Below are 14,504 nucleotides of genomic sequence, written 5' to 3'. Positions count from 1 at the left end.
GAAGCCAGAAACCGATACTAGTCTGCAAAAAGTGGAATTCAATCAAAACCTTTGAAGGAAATTTCCTGGGGTGCGCGCGGCTTGCGACGGTAGGAAAAATCTTTCTGACACTGCACAAAAAAGGTGGGAGCTGGCAAGCCCACTCCCACCTTTGATCTGCATGTTACTTAGCTATTGGGCAACAACCGGCACGTAATGCTCTTGATGTAGCGCGTCTCGGCAATCGCCGGGTGCACCGGGTGGTCCGGGCCCTGGCCACCACGCTCCAGCATCTGGATATTGCGGTCCAGGTGGCGGGCGCTGGTCAGCAGGATGTTTTGCAGGTCGTCTTCCGGCAGGTGCATGGAGCACGAGGCGCTGACCAGGATGCCGTCCTTGCTGAGCAGGCGCATGGCTTGCTCATTGAGGCGGCGGTAAGCGCCTTCGCCGTTTTTCATGTCTTTTTTGCGTTTGATGAAGGCCGGTGGGTCGGCGACGATCACGTCGAAGCGCTCTTCGCTGGCTTTCAATTCTTTCAACGCTTCAAACACGTCGCCTTCGATGCAGGTCATCTTCTCGGCAACGCCGTTCAGCGCGGCGTTGCGTTCTACGCCATCCAGAGCAAAGGCCGAGGCATCGACGCAGAACACTTCACTGGCGCCAAACGCGGCAGCTTGCACGCCCCAGCCGCCGATGTAGCTGTACAGATCGAGAACGCGCTTGCCTTTGGCATACGGGGCCAGGCGTGCACGGTTCATGCGGTGGTCGTAGAACCAACCGGTCTTCTGGCCCTGGATCACCGGGGCTTCGAATTGCACGCCGTTTTCTTCCAGGGCAACCCATTCAGGGACCAGGCCGAACACGGTTTCGACGTAGCGGTTGAGGCCTTCGGCGTCGCGCGCGGCGGAATCGTTCTTGAACAGGATGCCGCTGGGCTTGAGCACTTGGGTCAGCGCGGCGATCACGTCTTCTTTATGGGCTTCCATGGTCGCCGAAGCGATCTGCACCACCAGGATATCGCCGAAACGGTCGACCACCAGGGCCCGGCAGCAGGTCGGAGTCGCCGTAGACCAGGCGGTAGAACGGCTTGTCGAACAGGCGGTCGCGCAGGGACAGGGCGACGTTGATGCGGTGCACCAGCAGCGACTTGTCCAGCGGCAACTTGATATCGCGCGACAGCAGGCGCGCGCAGATCAGGTTGTTCGGGCTCATGGCCACGATGCCCAGGGTCTTGCCACCGGCCGCTTCGAGGATGGCCTGGTCGCCTGCCTGGAAGCCGTGGAGTGGGGTGGCGGCCACGTCGATTTCGTTGCTGTAGACCCACAGGTGGCCGTTGCGCAAACGACGATCGGCGTTGGCTTTGAGACGCAGGCTTGGCAGGGACATGACGTCGCTCCGGAAAAAAAGAGCGGGAGTATACCCTTTGCGCGCCCGTTCATGTGGGCGCTGGCTTGCCTGCGATGCAGACGGCGCGGTGTATCTGACGTACGGCGGCGATGCAATCGCAGGCAAGCCAGCTCCCATATTGGATCGGGGTTCGGTTCGGGTTTTTGAGGTGTCGGTCAGCTTTGCTTAGAGGTTAGAATTCGCGCCTAGTCCAGAGTATGTACCTATGTCCCAAGAGCTTTCCGCCGAACAGATCCAACAGGCCCTGCAAGGCATCAGCGTGCCGCCCCAACCGCAAATCATGGTGGATTTGCAGATGGAGCAGTACATGCCCGATCCGGACCTGGAGGTGATTGCGCGGCTGATCTCCCAGGACCCGGGCCTCTCCGGCTCGTTGCTGAAAATCGTCAACTCGCCGTATTACGGCCTGAGCAACAAAATTGCCTCGATCCAGCGCGCGGTGAACCTGTTGGGCAGCCGCTCGATCGTCAACCTGATCAACGCCCAGTCGATCAAGGGCGAGATGAGCGATGACACCATCGTCACCCTCAACCGGTTCTGGGACACCGCCCAGGACGTGGCGATGACCTGCCTGACCCTGGCCAAGCGCACCGGCTCCCAGGCGGTAGACGAAGCCTATGCCCTGGGGCTGTTCCACGATTGTGGCGTGCCGCTGATGCTCAAGCGTTTCCCGGACTACATGAGCGTGCTGGAAGATTCCTACGCCAAGGCGGGGCCCGATTGTCGGGTGGTCGACACCGAGAACCGCGCGTTCCACACCAACCATGCGGTGGTGGGCTATTACACCGCCAAGTCCTGGCGCCTGCCGGAGCATGTGACCAACGCCATCGCCAACCACCACAATGCCCTGGCGATTTTCAGCGATGAGTCGGCGCGTAACAGCCCGCTGAAAAACCTGCTGGCGATCCTGAAGATGGCCGAGCATATCTGCGCGTCCTATCGGGTACTGGGCAACCAGACGGTGGACCATGAATGGGACAGCATCGGCCACCTGGTGCTGGATTACGTGGGCCTGTCGGACTACGACTTCGAGAACCTGAAGTTGTCGATCCGCGAGTTGGGCGCGCACTAACCTTTCTATCGCGAGACGAATATGCCTGAGCTGCCAGAAGTCGAAACCACCCGGCGCGGAATTGCGCCGCACCTGGAAGGCCAGCGGGTCAGCCGCGTGGTGGTGCGTGAACGGCGCCTGCGCTGGCCGATCCCCGAAGACCTGGATGTGCGCCTGTCCGGGCAGCGCATCGTGCTGGTGGAGCGGCGGGCCAAGTACCTGCTGATCAACGCCGAAGTCGGCACCTTGATCAGCCACTTGGGCATGTCGGGCAATTTGCGCCTGGTGGAAGTCGGTCTACCGGCAGCCAAGCATGAGCATGTGGACATCGAGCTGGAGTCGGGCCTGGCCCTGCGCTACACCGACCCCCGGCGCTTTGGCGCGATGCTCTGGAGCCAGGACCCGCACAACCACGAACTGCTGCTGCGCCTGGGGCCGGAGCCGTTGACCGACCTGTTTGATGGCGAGCGCCTGTTCCAGCTCTCCCGTGGGCGCTCGATGGCGGTCAAGCCGTTCATCATGGACAACGCGGTGGTGGTGGGGGTGGGCAATATCTACGCGACCGAGGCGCTGTTTGCCGCGGGGATCGACCCGCGCCGGGAGGCCAAGGGCATTTCCCGTGGGCGTTACCTGAAGCTGGCGATCGAGATCAAACGCATCCTCGCGGCCGCCATCGAGCGCGGCGGTACGACATTGCGCGACTTTATCGGTGGCGATGGGCAGCCGGGGTATTTCCAGCAGGAACTGTTCGTCTACGGCCGGGGTGGCGAGGCGTGCAAGGTCTGCGGGAGCGAATTGCGCAATGTGATGTTGGGGCAGCGGGCGAGTGTGTTTTGCCCCAAGTGCCAGAGCTGATTGTGTGTGACGGCGGTTGCCGTCATCGCGGGCAAGCCCGCTCCCACATTTTGCTTTGTGAATACCTTCAAGTGTGGGAGCTGGCTTGCCTGCGATGAGGCCCGCCCAGCCACCACAAGGTCTCAGGCCTTGCCGGTAATCAACCGGTACTTCTCCATCAACTGCTCTTCAGTCTCAGGGTGTGCCTCATCCAGCGGGATGCAATCGACCGGGCACACTTGCTGGCACTGGGGTTCGTCGTAGTGGCCGACACACTGGGTGCACAGGTTGGGGTCGATCACGTAGATCTCTTCACCCTGGGAAATGGCAGCGTTCGGGCACTCGGGTTCGCAGACGTCGCAGTTGATGCAATCGTCGGTGATGATCAGGGACATGGAAACTCCTGCCAGGGCGCTCTGCCAAGGCATCTGAAAAACTAATGCGCGCAATTGTGCCGCATTGGCGCCCGCAGTGCGAGCGGGCGCCGGTCGAGCGGTCTTACTTCTTGAAGCGCAGCGTCAGCGCATCGGCGACCGCAGGGTGCACAAACTTGGTGATATCCCCGCCCAATGCCGCGATTTCCCGGACCAGGGTCGAAGAAATGAACGAATAACGTTCCGACGGCGTAAGAAACAGGCTCTCAACGTCCGGCGCCAGTTGGCGGTTCATATTGGCCAGCTGGAATTCATACTCGAAGTCCGACACCGCCCGCAGCCCGCGCAGGAATACATTGGCGTTCTGCTCCTTGGCGAAGTGTGCCAGCAGCGTCGAAAAGCCCACCACTTCCACGTTAGGCAGGTGCTTGGTGACCTCACGGGCCAACTCCACGCGCTGTTCCAGGGGAAACAGCGGGTTTTTCTTGGGGCTGGCCGCGACCGCGATGATCACATGGTCGAACAAGCGCGAGGCGCGTTCGACCAGATCGCCATGGCCTTTGGTAATCGGGTCGAAGGTACCTGGGTACAACACTCGGTTCATCGCGTCGTCCTGGCGGAGTCCGTTGGGGAACCGGATGGTATCGCAGCCATCCCGGTCGGCCAAGTCAACTTATTCAGAAGAAAGCACTATAGACACCGCGAATACCTGGTTTTTTCATGCTGTTTTCAGACGTTCGGCCAGCGCCGTCGCCAGTTGCGCGGTCAGGCCGTACACCGAAAGCTGGGGGTTGGCGCCGATACTGGTGGGGAACAGCGAGCCATCGTGGATCGACAGGTTGCGCAGTTGGTGATGCCGGCCAAGGCTGTCGGCCACGGCATTTTTCGGCTCTTCGCCCATGGCGCAACCGCCCATCACATGGGCGCTGCCCAGGCAGGTGCGATGCAGCTCCAGGTTCAGGCCGTCGATCAGGCTGCGGGCCTCGGCCAGTGTGCTGACGTAGCGCGCATCGTGGTGCAGTGGCTTGACCGACTTGGCGCCGGCGGCGAACTGGATCTCGGCCATGCTATGAAACGCCCGGCGCAGGCCGTCCCAGGCGTAGGGCGAGACCTCATAGTCGAGCACCGGCGTGCCATCGCCGCGCAGGCCGACGCTGCCGCCCTGGCTGTCGGGGTGGAAGCCGTCCCGCAGCAGCGCCAGCATCGCGTGGGTCTTGGGCAACTGGCTCATGTCCAGGGCGTTTTGCGTGCCATACCCCCCGAACAACGTGCTGGCCAGCGCCGGGTGCAAGGGTGGCGCTTCGAGCTTGTAGGACATTTTACCGGTGGTGCCGTCCTGCCATTGGAAGTGGTCGGAGTAGATCGACTGCGGCGCGCCGTAGAACGGGTTGATCACCTCATCGAACAGCCCCGCGGAAAAATTCACCAGATGCAGGAAGGTGCGCTTGCCCAGGCGCGAATGCGGGTCGGGTGCGTCCGAGCGCATCAACAGCGCCGGGCTGTTGATGCCGCCGCCGGCCAGCACGTAATGCTTGGCTTTGACCGTGATCTTGCGGCCGGTGGGCGCGACGCAACGGGAGTCCATGGCCACGCATTCGAGGCTGGTGATGGTATCGCCACTGAACTTCAAGCGCTCGGCGCGGGCCAGGTAGAGCAACTCGCCGCCTTGCTCCAGGGTCGAGGGAATGGTGGTCACCAGCATTGATTGCTTGGCGTTGACCGGGCAGCCCATGCCGCAATAGCCCAGGTTGAAGCAGCCGCGCACGTTGCGCGGGATCACATGCCAGCTGTAGCCGAGCTTTTCGCAGCCTTTGCGGATCACATCGTTGTTGGGGTTGGGCGGCAGGGCCCAGGGTGCGATGCCCAGGCGCTGCTCCATCTTTTCAAACCACGGCGCCATCTCGGCGCTGCTGTGGCCCTTGACCGCGTACTCGCTGGCCCAGTGAGCCAGGGTCGGGTCGGGCGTGCGAAAGCTCGAGGTCCAGTTGATCAGCGTGGTGCCGCCCACGGCGCGGCCCTGCAGGATGGTGATGGCGCCGTCCTTGCTCATGCGCCCGATGCCTTCCTGATACAGGCTGGCGTAGGCCTCGTCTTCCAGCAGCTTGAAATCGCTGCTGGTCTTGAGCGGGCCTTCTTCGATCAACAGCACTTTGTAGCCAGCGGCGCTGAGGATTTCTGCGGTGGTGCCACCGCCTGCGCCGCTGCCGATGATCGCGACATCGGCCTCCAGCACCAGGTCCTGGTCGAGGGCGGCGCCGTTATGGGTCTTCCAGCCGCGGGCCATGCCATCGCGGAACACATCAGGTACGGGCATCAGCTTGGTCTCTTATTGTTATGGCTACGGAGTGGCTATCAACGTGGGTTACCCAGGCTAGATCCTCGGTGGCCCGGGGTACCCGCAATGGGCCCAGGACTCGGGCCGGAAGTACCAGGCCATGATCACCAGCTTGAGCAGCGAGCCCTGGCCCATGCGCAGCAGGTTGAGGAAGCTGTTTTCCCAGCGATGCAGGAAGTTGCGGATCTGCTCGCTGCTGGCGTTTTCCCAACTGCCCCAGATGCCGGTCAGCGGGCCACGGGTGACGGCCATGCCCAGTACGTCGAACAACTGCTGGGTCAGCTTGAACATCTCCGGCGACAGGTGCTGCAGGCTGTAATCGAGTTTTTTCAGGGTGTCTTCAATGCCTGCCGCCACCACCTCGGCGCTGGCCGCGCCTTCGAGCAACACCGGGATCACTGCGCGCAAAAACGGCAGGTCGCTGTTGCGCAACATGGCAAAGCCGCTGGCGGGGGTACTGCTGGAGCAGCCGCTGAGGCTGGCGCCAAGGCCGGCGGTGGCCAGGAAGGCGCTGGCGCACAGGCCGATTTTCAAGACGCCGCGCCGCGACAGCGTGGGTGATTCAGTCAGGCTAGGGTTCATTTTTATTGTTGTCCCGGTGGTAACGGTTTTAGCGCACGAACAGCTTCTGGATCAGTTTCTGGATGGCTTTGCCATACGGCGGGTAAATCAGCTTGGCCGCATTCAGGCGCTGTTTGATCAGCACCCCCTTGGCCTTGCTGAAGGTGAGAAAACCCTCATGGCCATGGTAGTGGCCCATACCCGACGGGCCGATGCCGCCAAACGGCATATCGTCCTGGGCCACATGCAGCAGGGTGTCGTTCAGGCACACGCCGCCGGAATGGGTTTCGTGGAGTACGCGATTCTGTTCGGCCTTGTTGTAGCCGAAGTAATACAACGCCAGCGGGCGCGGGCGCTGGTTGATGTAGGCAAAGGCTTGGTCGATGCCGCGATAGGGCACGATGGGCAGCACCGGGCCGAAAATCTCGTCCTGCATTACGGTCATCTCATCGCTGACATTCAGCAGCAGGCTATGGGCCATGCGCCGGGCCTGGCCCTGGTCGTAGAGCGGCAACAGGGTCGCGCCCTTGTCGGTGGCGTCCTTGATGTAGGCATTGAGCCGGGCGAGTTGTCGCTCGTTGATGATTGCGGTGTAGTCCGGGTTGTCGGCCAGGGTCGGATAAAACCCGCGTACCGCCTGGGTGTAGGCCTCGACGAAACCGTCCACCCGGTCTTCGGGAACCAGCACGTAGTCCGGCGCCACACAGGTTTGCCCGGCATTCAGCGCCTTGCCGAATGCGATCCGTTCGGCGGCGTCTTTGAGTGGTACATCGGCCGAGACAATGGCTGGGGATTTGCCGCCCAGCTCCAGGGTGACTGGGGTCAGGTGCTCGGCGGCGGCGCGCATCACATGCTTGCCGATGCTGGTGGCCCCGGTGAACAGCAGGTGATCGAACGGCAGCTTGGAGAACGCCATGCCCACTTCGGCTTCGCCGAGCACCACGCACACCAGGTCGTCGGGGAAAATTTGCGCCAGCAGGGTCTTGAGCAGTTGGCCGGTGGCGGGGGTGGATTCGCTGAGCTTGAGCATCACCCGGTTACCCGCCGCCAGCGCGCCGACCAACGGCCCTATGGCCAGGTACAGCGGGTAGTTCCAGGGCACGATCACCCCGATAACGCCCAGGGGCTGATAGATCACTTTGGCAGATGCCGGCTGGAAGGCTATACCTACAGCGCGGCGCGATGGTTTCATCCAGCCTTTGAGGTGTTTGCTGGCGTAGTGAATGCCGTGCAGGCTGGGCATCAGTTCGGCGAATAGGGTTTCATCGGCGCTGCGATGGCTGAAATCGTTGCTGATGGCCTCGATCAGCGCCTGGCGCTCATCGCTGAGCAGGTCACGCAATGCCTTGAGCCACTGCTGGCGCTGCGCCGCTGGCGGCATCGGGTTGGCCGCGTAGGCGCGGCGCTGGGCAGCGAACAGGTCCTGGAGCTGGTCCAGCGCCTGGGAATCTTGCAGGTAGGCAACATTGGCAGACATGGCGCAGTTCCCGAATATTATTGGAGTACCTGGGTTTTTAGAGTCATTGCTCTAATTTGTCAAATGCCTTCGCAGTAACATGCAGTTTTATCCTGGCAAGGATAGACCGTAAGATGTTTGCATCAGGATTCAAGAAGCCGATACCCCATGGCACCACGAGTAAAGACCAGCGAACGCATCGTGCAAACCAGCCTGGAGTTGTTCAACCAGCAGGGCGAGCGCAGCATCAGCACCAACCATATTGCCGCCCATATGGAAATATCCCCGGGCAACCTGTACTACCACTTCCCGAACAAGCAGGCGATTATCGCGGTGCTGTTTCGCGAGTATGAAGCCCTGGTGGACAGCTTCCTGCGCCCGCCCCAGGGGCGCGCCATGGTGGTCGAAGACAAGCGTTTCTACCTGCAGGCGGTACTGGCCGGCATGTGGCGCTACCGTTTTTTGCACCGTGACCTTGAGCATCTGCTGGAGAGCGACCCGGAGCTGGCCACCGGCTACCGGCGTTTCTCCCAGCGCTGCCTGATTCAGGGCGGCGCGATTTACCGGGGGTTTGTCGAGGCCGGGATCCTGAACATGGACCCGGTGCAGACCGAAGCCCTGACCCTCAATGCCTGGATTATCCTCACCTCCTGGGTGCGCTTTTTGTGCACCACCAACGAGAACTCCGCACACCTGAGCGCCGAGGCGATCAAGCGCGGGGTCTACCAGGTGCTGGTGCTGGAGGCGGGGTTTATCACGCCACAGGCCAAAGAAGCCGTGGACGCGTTGTTCAAGGAATTTTACGTGCCGTTAAGTCAGGCACTGGAAGAAGTGAAGTAGGCCCTTTCCCGAACGTATTTCCAGGAGTCCTTTATGCCGCTTGCACAACTGATCAGCCCGCAACAACTGGCCGAGCGCCAGCAGCACGCAGGCTTAGTCATCCTCGATTGCCGGTTTGTCCTGGAAGACCCGGATTACGGGCGTTGCAGCTATGCCGAAGGGCATATCGAGGGGGCACAGTATGCCGATCTGGAACGCCACCTCAGCGGGCCGGTGACTAAAGGCGTGACTGGACGCCATCCGCTGCCGGCACCCGAGGCGCTGGTCCAGCAGTTGCGGGCCTGGGGCATCCATGCCGACAGCGAAATCGTGCTGTATGACGATGGTCCTGGCGCATATGCCGCCCGTGCCTGGTGGCTGCTGGCCTGGTTGGGCAAGCGCGACGGGGTGTCGATCCTCGATGGTGGCCTGAAGGCCTGGCACAGCGCCGGTTTCCCTTTGAGCCTGGATGCGCCGGGCACCGAGCCGGGGACCTTTGCTGGCACTGCCGACTACGACCTGCTACTGGACGCAGAGCACCTGCAAAAACGCCTGGGCCAGCCGGGCCTGACACTGATCGACGCCCGGGCCTTGCCGCGCTTTCGCGGTGAGGTGGAACCCATCGACCCGATTGCCGGGCATATTCCCGGCGCGCAATGTGCGGCGTTCAGCGAGAACCTGGGCAGTGACGGGCGCTTCTTGCCGGTGGAGCAGCTCAAGCAGCGGTTTGCCGACAAGCTGCAAGGTCGTTCGCCGAATGAGTTGGTGGCGTATTGCGGCTCGGGCGTGACGGCGTGTCACAACCTGTTTGCCCTGAGCCTGGCGGGGTATCCGTTGGGCAAGTTGTATGCGGGGTCGTGGAGTGAGTGGATCAATGATCCGCAGCGGGCAATTGCTACTGGCGACTGATTTCACCAGGCAAGCCAGCCACATTATTAATCGAGTTGGGACAGCAGCCATTGCGGGATCCGCCGCTCCAGGTAGTACCCGGGCTGTTTCAGCGAACCATCGACAAACCCCACGTGCCCACCCTTGGCCTGCAATTCAAACTCGATGCAGTCCGACAGTTCACTGGCCTGGGGCAGGCTGTGGGCAAACACAAAAGGATCATCTGCCGCCTGGATGATCAGCGTCGGTGTGCGAATCGCCCCGAGGAAGTAACGGCTCGACGCCCGTCGGTAATAGTCCTCGGCACTCAGGTAGCCATGCAATGGCGCAGTGACGCGCCCATCGAAATCCCAGAACGTGCGCATCTTTTCCAGGGAGCCCAGCTCGGCCAGGGTTTTCAGTGCTTCTTCGCGACCATCCTGTAGGAATTGGCGCTGCTTGACCCGGATATAGCCGAGCATCTCGCGCATGAAGTGCTTCTGATAGACCCGTGAAAAGCCCAGGCCGATACGGTCGGCGCACTGGTCCAGGCGAAATGGTACCGACACCGCGGCCGCGCCTTGCAGGCCGGAGTTGTCGCCGGTTTCGCCCAAGTGCTTGAGCAACACATTGCCGCCCAGGGAGTAACCCACGGCATACAGCGGCGCCAATGGGCGCTTGGCCCGCAGGTGCGAGATGGCGGCCGCCAGGTCTTCACTGGCACCGGAGTGATAACTGCGGGCCAGCAGGTTGGGTTCGCCGGAACAACCACGCCAATTCAACGCGACACTGGCCCAGCCCTGACTGGCCAGGGCTTTTTGCAGGCCGGCGACGTAGGGCGAATTGGACGAGCCGGTCAGCCCATGCAGCACCAGCACCAAGGGCGCATGCGGGTCGTGGGGGCCGTGCCAGTCGAGGTCGAGGAAGTCGCCATCCTCCAGCCATAGGCGCTCGCGTTGGCGTTCGAGGTGGGTGGTGGGGCGCCAGAGCGGGCCCCACAACGTTTGCAGGTGAGGGTTGCCGAGGCCGAAGGCGGGGGTGAAGCGGTGGGAGGGTTGCGGCACGATGGGTGGTCTCGACACTGCTTTAATGTTGGCTGAGTATTTTGTGGCTGTGGCTGTGGCTGTGGCTGTGGCTGTGGCGGTGGCTGTGGCTATGGGGGTGGCTGTGGCGAGCGGGCTTGCCCGCGTTGGACTGCGCAGCAGTCCCATTTTCTAGGGTCGCTGCGCAACCCAACGCGGGCAAGCCCGCTCGCCACAGTAAAGTGGCTTGCCACGTTATTTAGTCAGCGGTCTGGACCGTACGTTGCCACAACGCGTAATACACCCGCCCGGATTTTTGTTCGCGGTGCAGGCGCCAGTTGCCCGGCAGGCCCAGGGTCGACGGCGCGGTTTCGCTTTCGGTGTAGACCCAGGCGTCATCGGCCAGCCACTGGCGCTCTTCCAGCAGCGCGCAGACGGTTGGCAACAGGTTCTGGTTGAACGGCGGGTCGAGGAACACCACGTCGAATGCACTGGCTGGCTGGGTTTCCAGGTAGCGCAGGGCATCGGCGGTTTGGACGTGACCGGTGGTGCAACGCAGGGTGCCCAGGTGTTCGCGCAGGCTGGAAACCGCCACGTTGCTCGCGTCCAGCGCCTGGCCCAGGGCGGCGCCACGGGACAGGGACTCGAGGAACAGCGCGCCGCTGCCGGCGAACGGGTCAAGCACCTTGGCCCCTTCGATGTACGGCGCGAGCCAGTTGAACAGGGTTTCGCGGACCCGGTCCGGGGTCGGGCGCAGGCCCACGACATCGGGGAAGCTCAGCTTGCGGCTGCGCCATTGGCCGCCAATGATGCGCAGCTGGCCCACACCGTTATGCACGTTATGGACAGGTTTTTTAGGGCGGGATGGACTAGCCATTAATGCTCCGGAACCCCGAGCGGCTGCTCGGCAGGTTTATCAGTGGGGGGCGGTAGTGGCTTTTGCGCGGTGGTGGGACCAGCGGTCACGATCACCATTTTATCGCTGCTCAAGTGCTTGTTCATTGCGGCCTTGACCTGTTCGGTAGTCAGGGCCTGGGATTGCTTCATGAAATCTTCCAGGTAGTTGAGCGGCAGGTTGTAGAAACCCATGGCGCCCAGTTGCCCGACGATATCGGCGTTGCTCGCAGTGGACAGCGGGAAGCTGCCGGCCAGTTCGCGCTTGGCGTCATCCAGTTCTTTTTGCGTCGGCCCGGTCTTGAGGTAGTCGGCCAGCACTTGCTCCACCAGGCGCAAGGTGCCGCCGCTCATCTCGGCGCGGGTCTGCAGGTTGATCATGAACGGACCACGCACCTGCATCGGCGAAAAGCCCGAGTACACGCCATAGGTCAGGCCGCGCTTCTCGCGCACTTCGCTCATCAAACGGGTGCCAAAGCCACCGCCGCCAAGGATCTGGTTGCCCAGGGACAGGGCCGCGTAGTCCGGATCGGCACGGTTGATGCCCAGTTGTGCGAACAACAGGTGCGTCTGCTTGGAGGGAAACTCGATGTGCCCCAGGCCGGCCTTGGGCTCGGTCGGCTCGGCGATCTTCGCCAGTGCCGGGCCCTTGGGCAGGGATGCGGACACCTTGGCTGCCATGGCTTCGGCGTCAGCACGGGACAGGTCGCCGACCATCGCGATCACCGCGTTACCGGCGGCGTAGGCCTTGGCGTGGAATGCCTTCAGCTGTGCCTGGGTAATGGCCGGAACGCTCTCGGGCGTGCCTTCGCTCGGGTGCGCATAGGGATGATCGCCGTACAGGCGCTTGAACAGCTCGATGCTCGCCAGCTTGCCCGGGTTCTGCTTCTGGTACTCGAAGCTGGCCAGCAACTGGTTCTTGATCCGCGCCAGGGAGTCGGCGGGGAAGGTCGGCTGGCCGATCACCTGGTCAAACAGCGTAATGGCGGCCTCGCGCTTGTCGGCGGCACTGAGGCTGCGCAGCGACACCAGCGCCATATCGCGGTAGGCGCCGTTGCTGAAATCCGCCCCCAGGCCTTCAAAACCGGCGGCAATCTGCCCCACATCCTTGCCCGGCACGCCTTCGTTGAGCATGGCGTTGGTCAGCAGGGCCAGGCCCGGCGTGTTGCCGTCCTGGCTGCTGCCGGCAGCGAACAGGATGCGCATGTCGAACATCGGCAGTTCGTGGGCTTCGACGAACAGCACCTTGGCGCCTTCGGCGGTGTTCCAGGTCTGCACGTTGAGCTGGCGGTTGGTCGGGTTCTTGCCGTCCAGTTCTGCCAGGGATTGCAGGGTCTTGCTGGACTTGGCCTGCTCCAGCGCCGGGCTGGCAACGGAGTCGTCCGGGCGACCGATATACACCGCGACTGCCGCCACCAGAGTCACGACGATCAGGCCAGGCAGCACCAGGCGGTTGTTTTTGCGATCACTCATGAGTGCTCTCCTGTGGCATGACATGGGCGACACTCAGGCGTTCGCGGGTGAAATACGTGCGCGCGGCCTTCTGGATGTCTTCGGGCGTCACGCTTTGCAGTTCGGCAAGCTCGGTGTCCATGAGTTTCCACGACAGGCCGACCGTTTCCAGGGAGCCAATGGCTGTGGCCTGGCTGGTGATGGAGTCACGCTCGTAGACCAACCCGGCAATGACCTGGGCGCGAATACGCTCCAGTTCCTCGGCGGTCGGTGGCTTGGCCTTGAGTTCATCCAGCAGGCGCCAGAGCCCGGCTTCGGCCTGGGCCACGGTTTTCTTCTTCTGCTGGTTGGGGGTGGCGCTCAAGGTGAACAGGCTGTCGCCGCGGGTGTAGGCGTCGTAGCTGGTCGAGGCAGCCGACACCAATTCTTCACCGCGTTCCAGCTGGCTCGGGATGCGCGCGCTGTAGCCGCCATCGAGCAGTGCCGAGATCAGGCGCAGGGCGTTGACCGAGCGCTTGTCTTCGGCGGTGGCCAGGCCCGGTACGTTGAAGCCGAGGATGACGCTCGGTAGCTGCGTCTGCACATGCATGGTCAGCAGGCGTTCGCCCGGCTCGGCCAGTTCCAGGGGCTTTTTCGCCGGTGGTACGTCACGCTTGGGGATCGGGCCGAAGTAACGTTGGGCCAGGGTTTTCACCTCGTCCGGGGTCACGTCGCCGACCACCACCAGGGTGGCGTTGTTCGGCACATACCAGGATTGGTACCAGTGGCGCAGTTCCTCGACCTTCATGCGGTCCAGGTCGGCCATCCAGCCGATGGTCGGCGTGTGATAGCCGCTGGCCGGGTAGGCCATGGCCTTGAAGCGTTCGAAGGCCTTGGACATCGGATTGTCATCGGTGCGCAGGCGGCGCTCCTCCTTGATGACTTCGATCTCGCGGCTGAATTCGTCGGCCGGCAGGCGCAGGGTGGCCATGCGGTCGGCTTCCAGCTCCAGGGCCACGCCCAGGCGGTCGCGGGCCAGCACTTGGTAGTAGGCGGTGTAGTCGTCGCTGGTGAAGGCGTTCTCTTCGGCGCCCAGGTCGCGCAGGATCAACGAGGCTTCGCCGGGGCCGGTCTTGGAGCTGCCCTTGAACATCATGTGTTCCAGGGCGTGGGACAAACCGGTCTGGCCAGGGGTTTCATAGCTGGAGCCGACCTTGTACCAGACCTGCGAGACCACCACCGGGGCGCGATGGTCTTCGCGCACGACGACCTTGAGGCCGTTGTCCAGGGTGAATTCATGGGTGGGTTGTGGGTCGGCAGCCAAGGCTGAAAGGGGCAGACAAACTGTGCTGAGCAGCAGGCCTGCGGCGCGGCGGGCTAGAGCATTCATTCGTTTTTAAACCTGTTGGGCTGCCCGCTTGGTCTTAGCGTCGGCGGGCGAGGAGGTGCTAGGATACTGATCCGTATTAGCGGC

Annotated in this window: 13 protein-coding genes and 1 pseudogene; 4 read left to right on the top strand and 10 right to left on the bottom strand. The window is 62.5% G+C overall.

Annotated features, from left to right (window positions below; translation table 11 throughout):
• Nucleotides 1-167: 167 nt before the first annotated feature.
• Nucleotides 168-1,365 (bottom strand): annotated as a pseudogene (locus PSH80_RS25420) (class I SAM-dependent rRNA methyltransferase).
• Nucleotides 1,366-1,645: 280 nt separating this feature from the next.
• On the opposite strand from PSH80_RS25420, the gene PSH80_RS25415 reads away from it, so the two are divergent.
• Both PSH80_RS25415 and mutM read left to right on the top strand, forming a co-directional pair.
• Entirely contained in the window at nt 1,646-2,458 is an 813-nt protein-coding gene (locus PSH80_RS25415) for an HDOD domain-containing protein (protein WP_198799508.1), read from the top strand.
• Between the two features lie 21 nt (nt 2,459-2,479).
• Complete coding sequence (gene mutM, locus PSH80_RS25410) at nt 2,480-3,292, top strand: bifunctional DNA-formamidopyrimidine glycosylase/DNA-(apurinic or apyrimidinic site) lyase (RefSeq protein ID WP_057440389.1); 813 nt, start codon at nt 2,480-2,482, stop codon at nt 3,290-3,292.
• Between the two features lie 122 nt (nt 3,293-3,414).
• Here the strand turns inward: mutM and PSH80_RS25405 are convergent, their stop codons facing one another.
• The 5 genes from PSH80_RS25405 to PSH80_RS25385 all read right to left on the bottom strand — a co-directional run bounded on the left by PSH80_RS25405 (nt 3,415) and on the right by PSH80_RS25385 (nt 8,018).
• Nucleotides 3,415-3,666, bottom strand: coding sequence for a YfhL family 4Fe-4S dicluster ferredoxin (locus PSH80_RS25405; RefSeq protein WP_003213796.1), 252 nt, complete (start codon nt 3,664-3,666; stop codon nt 3,415-3,417).
• 103 nt (nt 3,667-3,769) lie between these two features.
• A complete protein-coding gene (coaD, locus tag PSH80_RS25400) occupies nt 3,770-4,249 on the bottom strand; it encodes a pantetheine-phosphate adenylyltransferase (RefSeq protein WP_003176711.1) in 480 nt (159 codons plus the stop codon).
• A gap of 114 nt (nt 4,250-4,363) precedes the next feature.
• The gene (locus tag PSH80_RS25395) at nt 4,364-5,959 is read right to left on the bottom strand and encodes a GMC family oxidoreductase (RefSeq protein WP_057960897.1); all 1,596 of its coding nucleotides are present in this window, start codon (nt 5,957-5,959) and stop codon (nt 4,364-4,366) included.
• 57 nt (nt 5,960-6,016) lie between these two features.
• A complete protein-coding gene (locus PSH80_RS25390; RefSeq protein ID WP_169960102.1) occupies nt 6,017-6,562 on the bottom strand; it encodes a twin-arginine translocation pathway signal protein in 546 nt (181 codons plus the stop codon).
• Nucleotides 6,563-6,590: 28 nt separating this feature from the next.
• Nucleotides 6,591-8,018: a coniferyl aldehyde dehydrogenase gene (locus PSH80_RS25385; protein WP_057960895.1), complete on the bottom strand. Its 1,428-nt coding sequence runs from the start codon at nt 8,016-8,018 to the stop codon at nt 6,591-6,593.
• A 147-nt stretch (nt 8,019-8,165) separates the two neighbouring features.
• On the opposite strand from PSH80_RS25385, the gene PSH80_RS25380 reads away from it, so the two are divergent.
• Together PSH80_RS25380 and PSH80_RS25375 are read left to right on the top strand one after the other, a co-directional pair.
• A complete protein-coding gene (locus tag PSH80_RS25380) occupies nt 8,166-8,837 on the top strand; it encodes a TetR/AcrR family transcriptional regulator (protein ID WP_029300622.1) in 672 nt (223 codons plus the stop codon).
• A gap of 33 nt (nt 8,838-8,870) precedes the next feature.
• On the top strand, nt 8,871-9,725 hold the full coding sequence (locus PSH80_RS25375; RefSeq protein WP_120734295.1) for a sulfurtransferase: 855 nt from the start codon (nt 8,871-8,873) through the stop codon (nt 9,723-9,725).
• 26 nt (nt 9,726-9,751) lie between these two features.
• Here the strand turns inward: PSH80_RS25375 and PSH80_RS25370 are convergent, their stop codons facing one another.
• From PSH80_RS25370 to PSH80_RS25355, 4 genes are all read right to left on the bottom strand, one after another.
• Nucleotides 9,752-10,747, bottom strand: coding sequence for a hydrolase (locus tag PSH80_RS25370; RefSeq protein ID WP_120734294.1), 996 nt, complete (start codon nt 10,745-10,747; stop codon nt 9,752-9,754).
• Nucleotides 10,748-10,964: 217 nt separating this feature from the next.
• Entirely contained in the window at nt 10,965-11,582 is a 618-nt protein-coding gene (gene rsmD, locus PSH80_RS25365; RefSeq protein ID WP_057960893.1) for a 16S rRNA (guanine(966)-N(2))-methyltransferase RsmD, read from the bottom strand.
• On the bottom strand, nt 11,582-13,072 hold the full coding sequence (locus PSH80_RS25360; protein ID WP_128593390.1) for a pitrilysin family protein: 1,491 nt from the start codon (nt 13,070-13,072) through the stop codon (nt 11,582-11,584). Before PSH80_RS25360 ends, rsmD begins: the two co-directional genes overlap by 1 nt.
• Entirely contained in the window at nt 13,065-14,420 is a 1,356-nt protein-coding gene (locus PSH80_RS25355) for a pitrilysin family protein (protein ID WP_057440385.1), read from the bottom strand. The genes PSH80_RS25360 and PSH80_RS25355 overlap by 8 nt, the downstream gene beginning before the upstream one ends.
• Between the last annotated feature and the right edge of the window lie 84 nt (nt 14,421-14,504).

The sequence above is a fragment of the Pseudomonas sp. FP818 genome (genome assembly GCF_030687335.1).
Taxonomy (GTDB): domain Bacteria; phylum Pseudomonadota; class Gammaproteobacteria; order Pseudomonadales; family Pseudomonadaceae; genus Aquipseudomonas; species Aquipseudomonas shahriarae.
Note: the sequence above shows the minus strand (reverse complement) of the source record. Positions and strands in the feature narration are given on the sequence as shown.

Excerpts from the sequence above, each read along its gene's own strand:
- PSH80_RS25395 (WP_057960897.1), bottom strand. The coding sequence starts at position 5,959 with ATGCCCGTACCTGATGTGTTCCGCGATGGCATGGCCCGCGGCTGGAAG.
- coaD (WP_003176711.1), bottom strand. The coding sequence starts at position 4,249 with ATGAACCGAGTGTTGTACCCAGGTACCTTCGACCCGATTACCAAAGGC.
- PSH80_RS25375 (WP_120734295.1), top strand. The coding sequence starts at position 8,871 with ATGCCGCTTGCACAACTGATCAGCCCGCAACAACTGGCCGAGCGCCAG.
- PSH80_RS25405 (WP_003213796.1), bottom strand. The coding sequence starts at position 3,666 with ATGTCCCTGATCATCACCGACGATTGCATCAACTGCGACGTCTGCGAA.
- PSH80_RS25385 (WP_057960895.1), bottom strand. The coding sequence starts at position 8,018 with ATGTCTGCCAATGTTGCCTACCTGCAAGATTCCCAGGCGCTGGACCAG.
- PSH80_RS25360 (WP_128593390.1), bottom strand. The coding sequence starts at position 13,072 with ATGAGTGATCGCAAAAACAACCGCCTGGTGCTGCCTGGCCTGATCGTC.
- mutM (WP_057440389.1), top strand. The coding sequence starts at position 2,480 with ATGCCTGAGCTGCCAGAAGTCGAAACCACCCGGCGCGGAATTGCGCCG.
- PSH80_RS25380 (WP_029300622.1), top strand. The coding sequence starts at position 8,166 with ATGGCACCACGAGTAAAGACCAGCGAACGCATCGTGCAAACCAGCCTG.
- PSH80_RS25355 (WP_057440385.1), bottom strand. The coding sequence starts at position 14,420 with ATGAATGCTCTAGCCCGCCGCGCCGCAGGCCTGCTGCTCAGCACAGTT.
- rsmD (WP_057960893.1), bottom strand. The coding sequence starts at position 11,582 with ATGGCTAGTCCATCCCGCCCTAAAAAACCTGTCCATAACGTGCATAAC.
- PSH80_RS25390 (WP_169960102.1), bottom strand. The coding sequence starts at position 6,562 with ATGAACCCTAGCCTGACTGAATCACCCACGCTGTCGCGGCGCGGCGTC.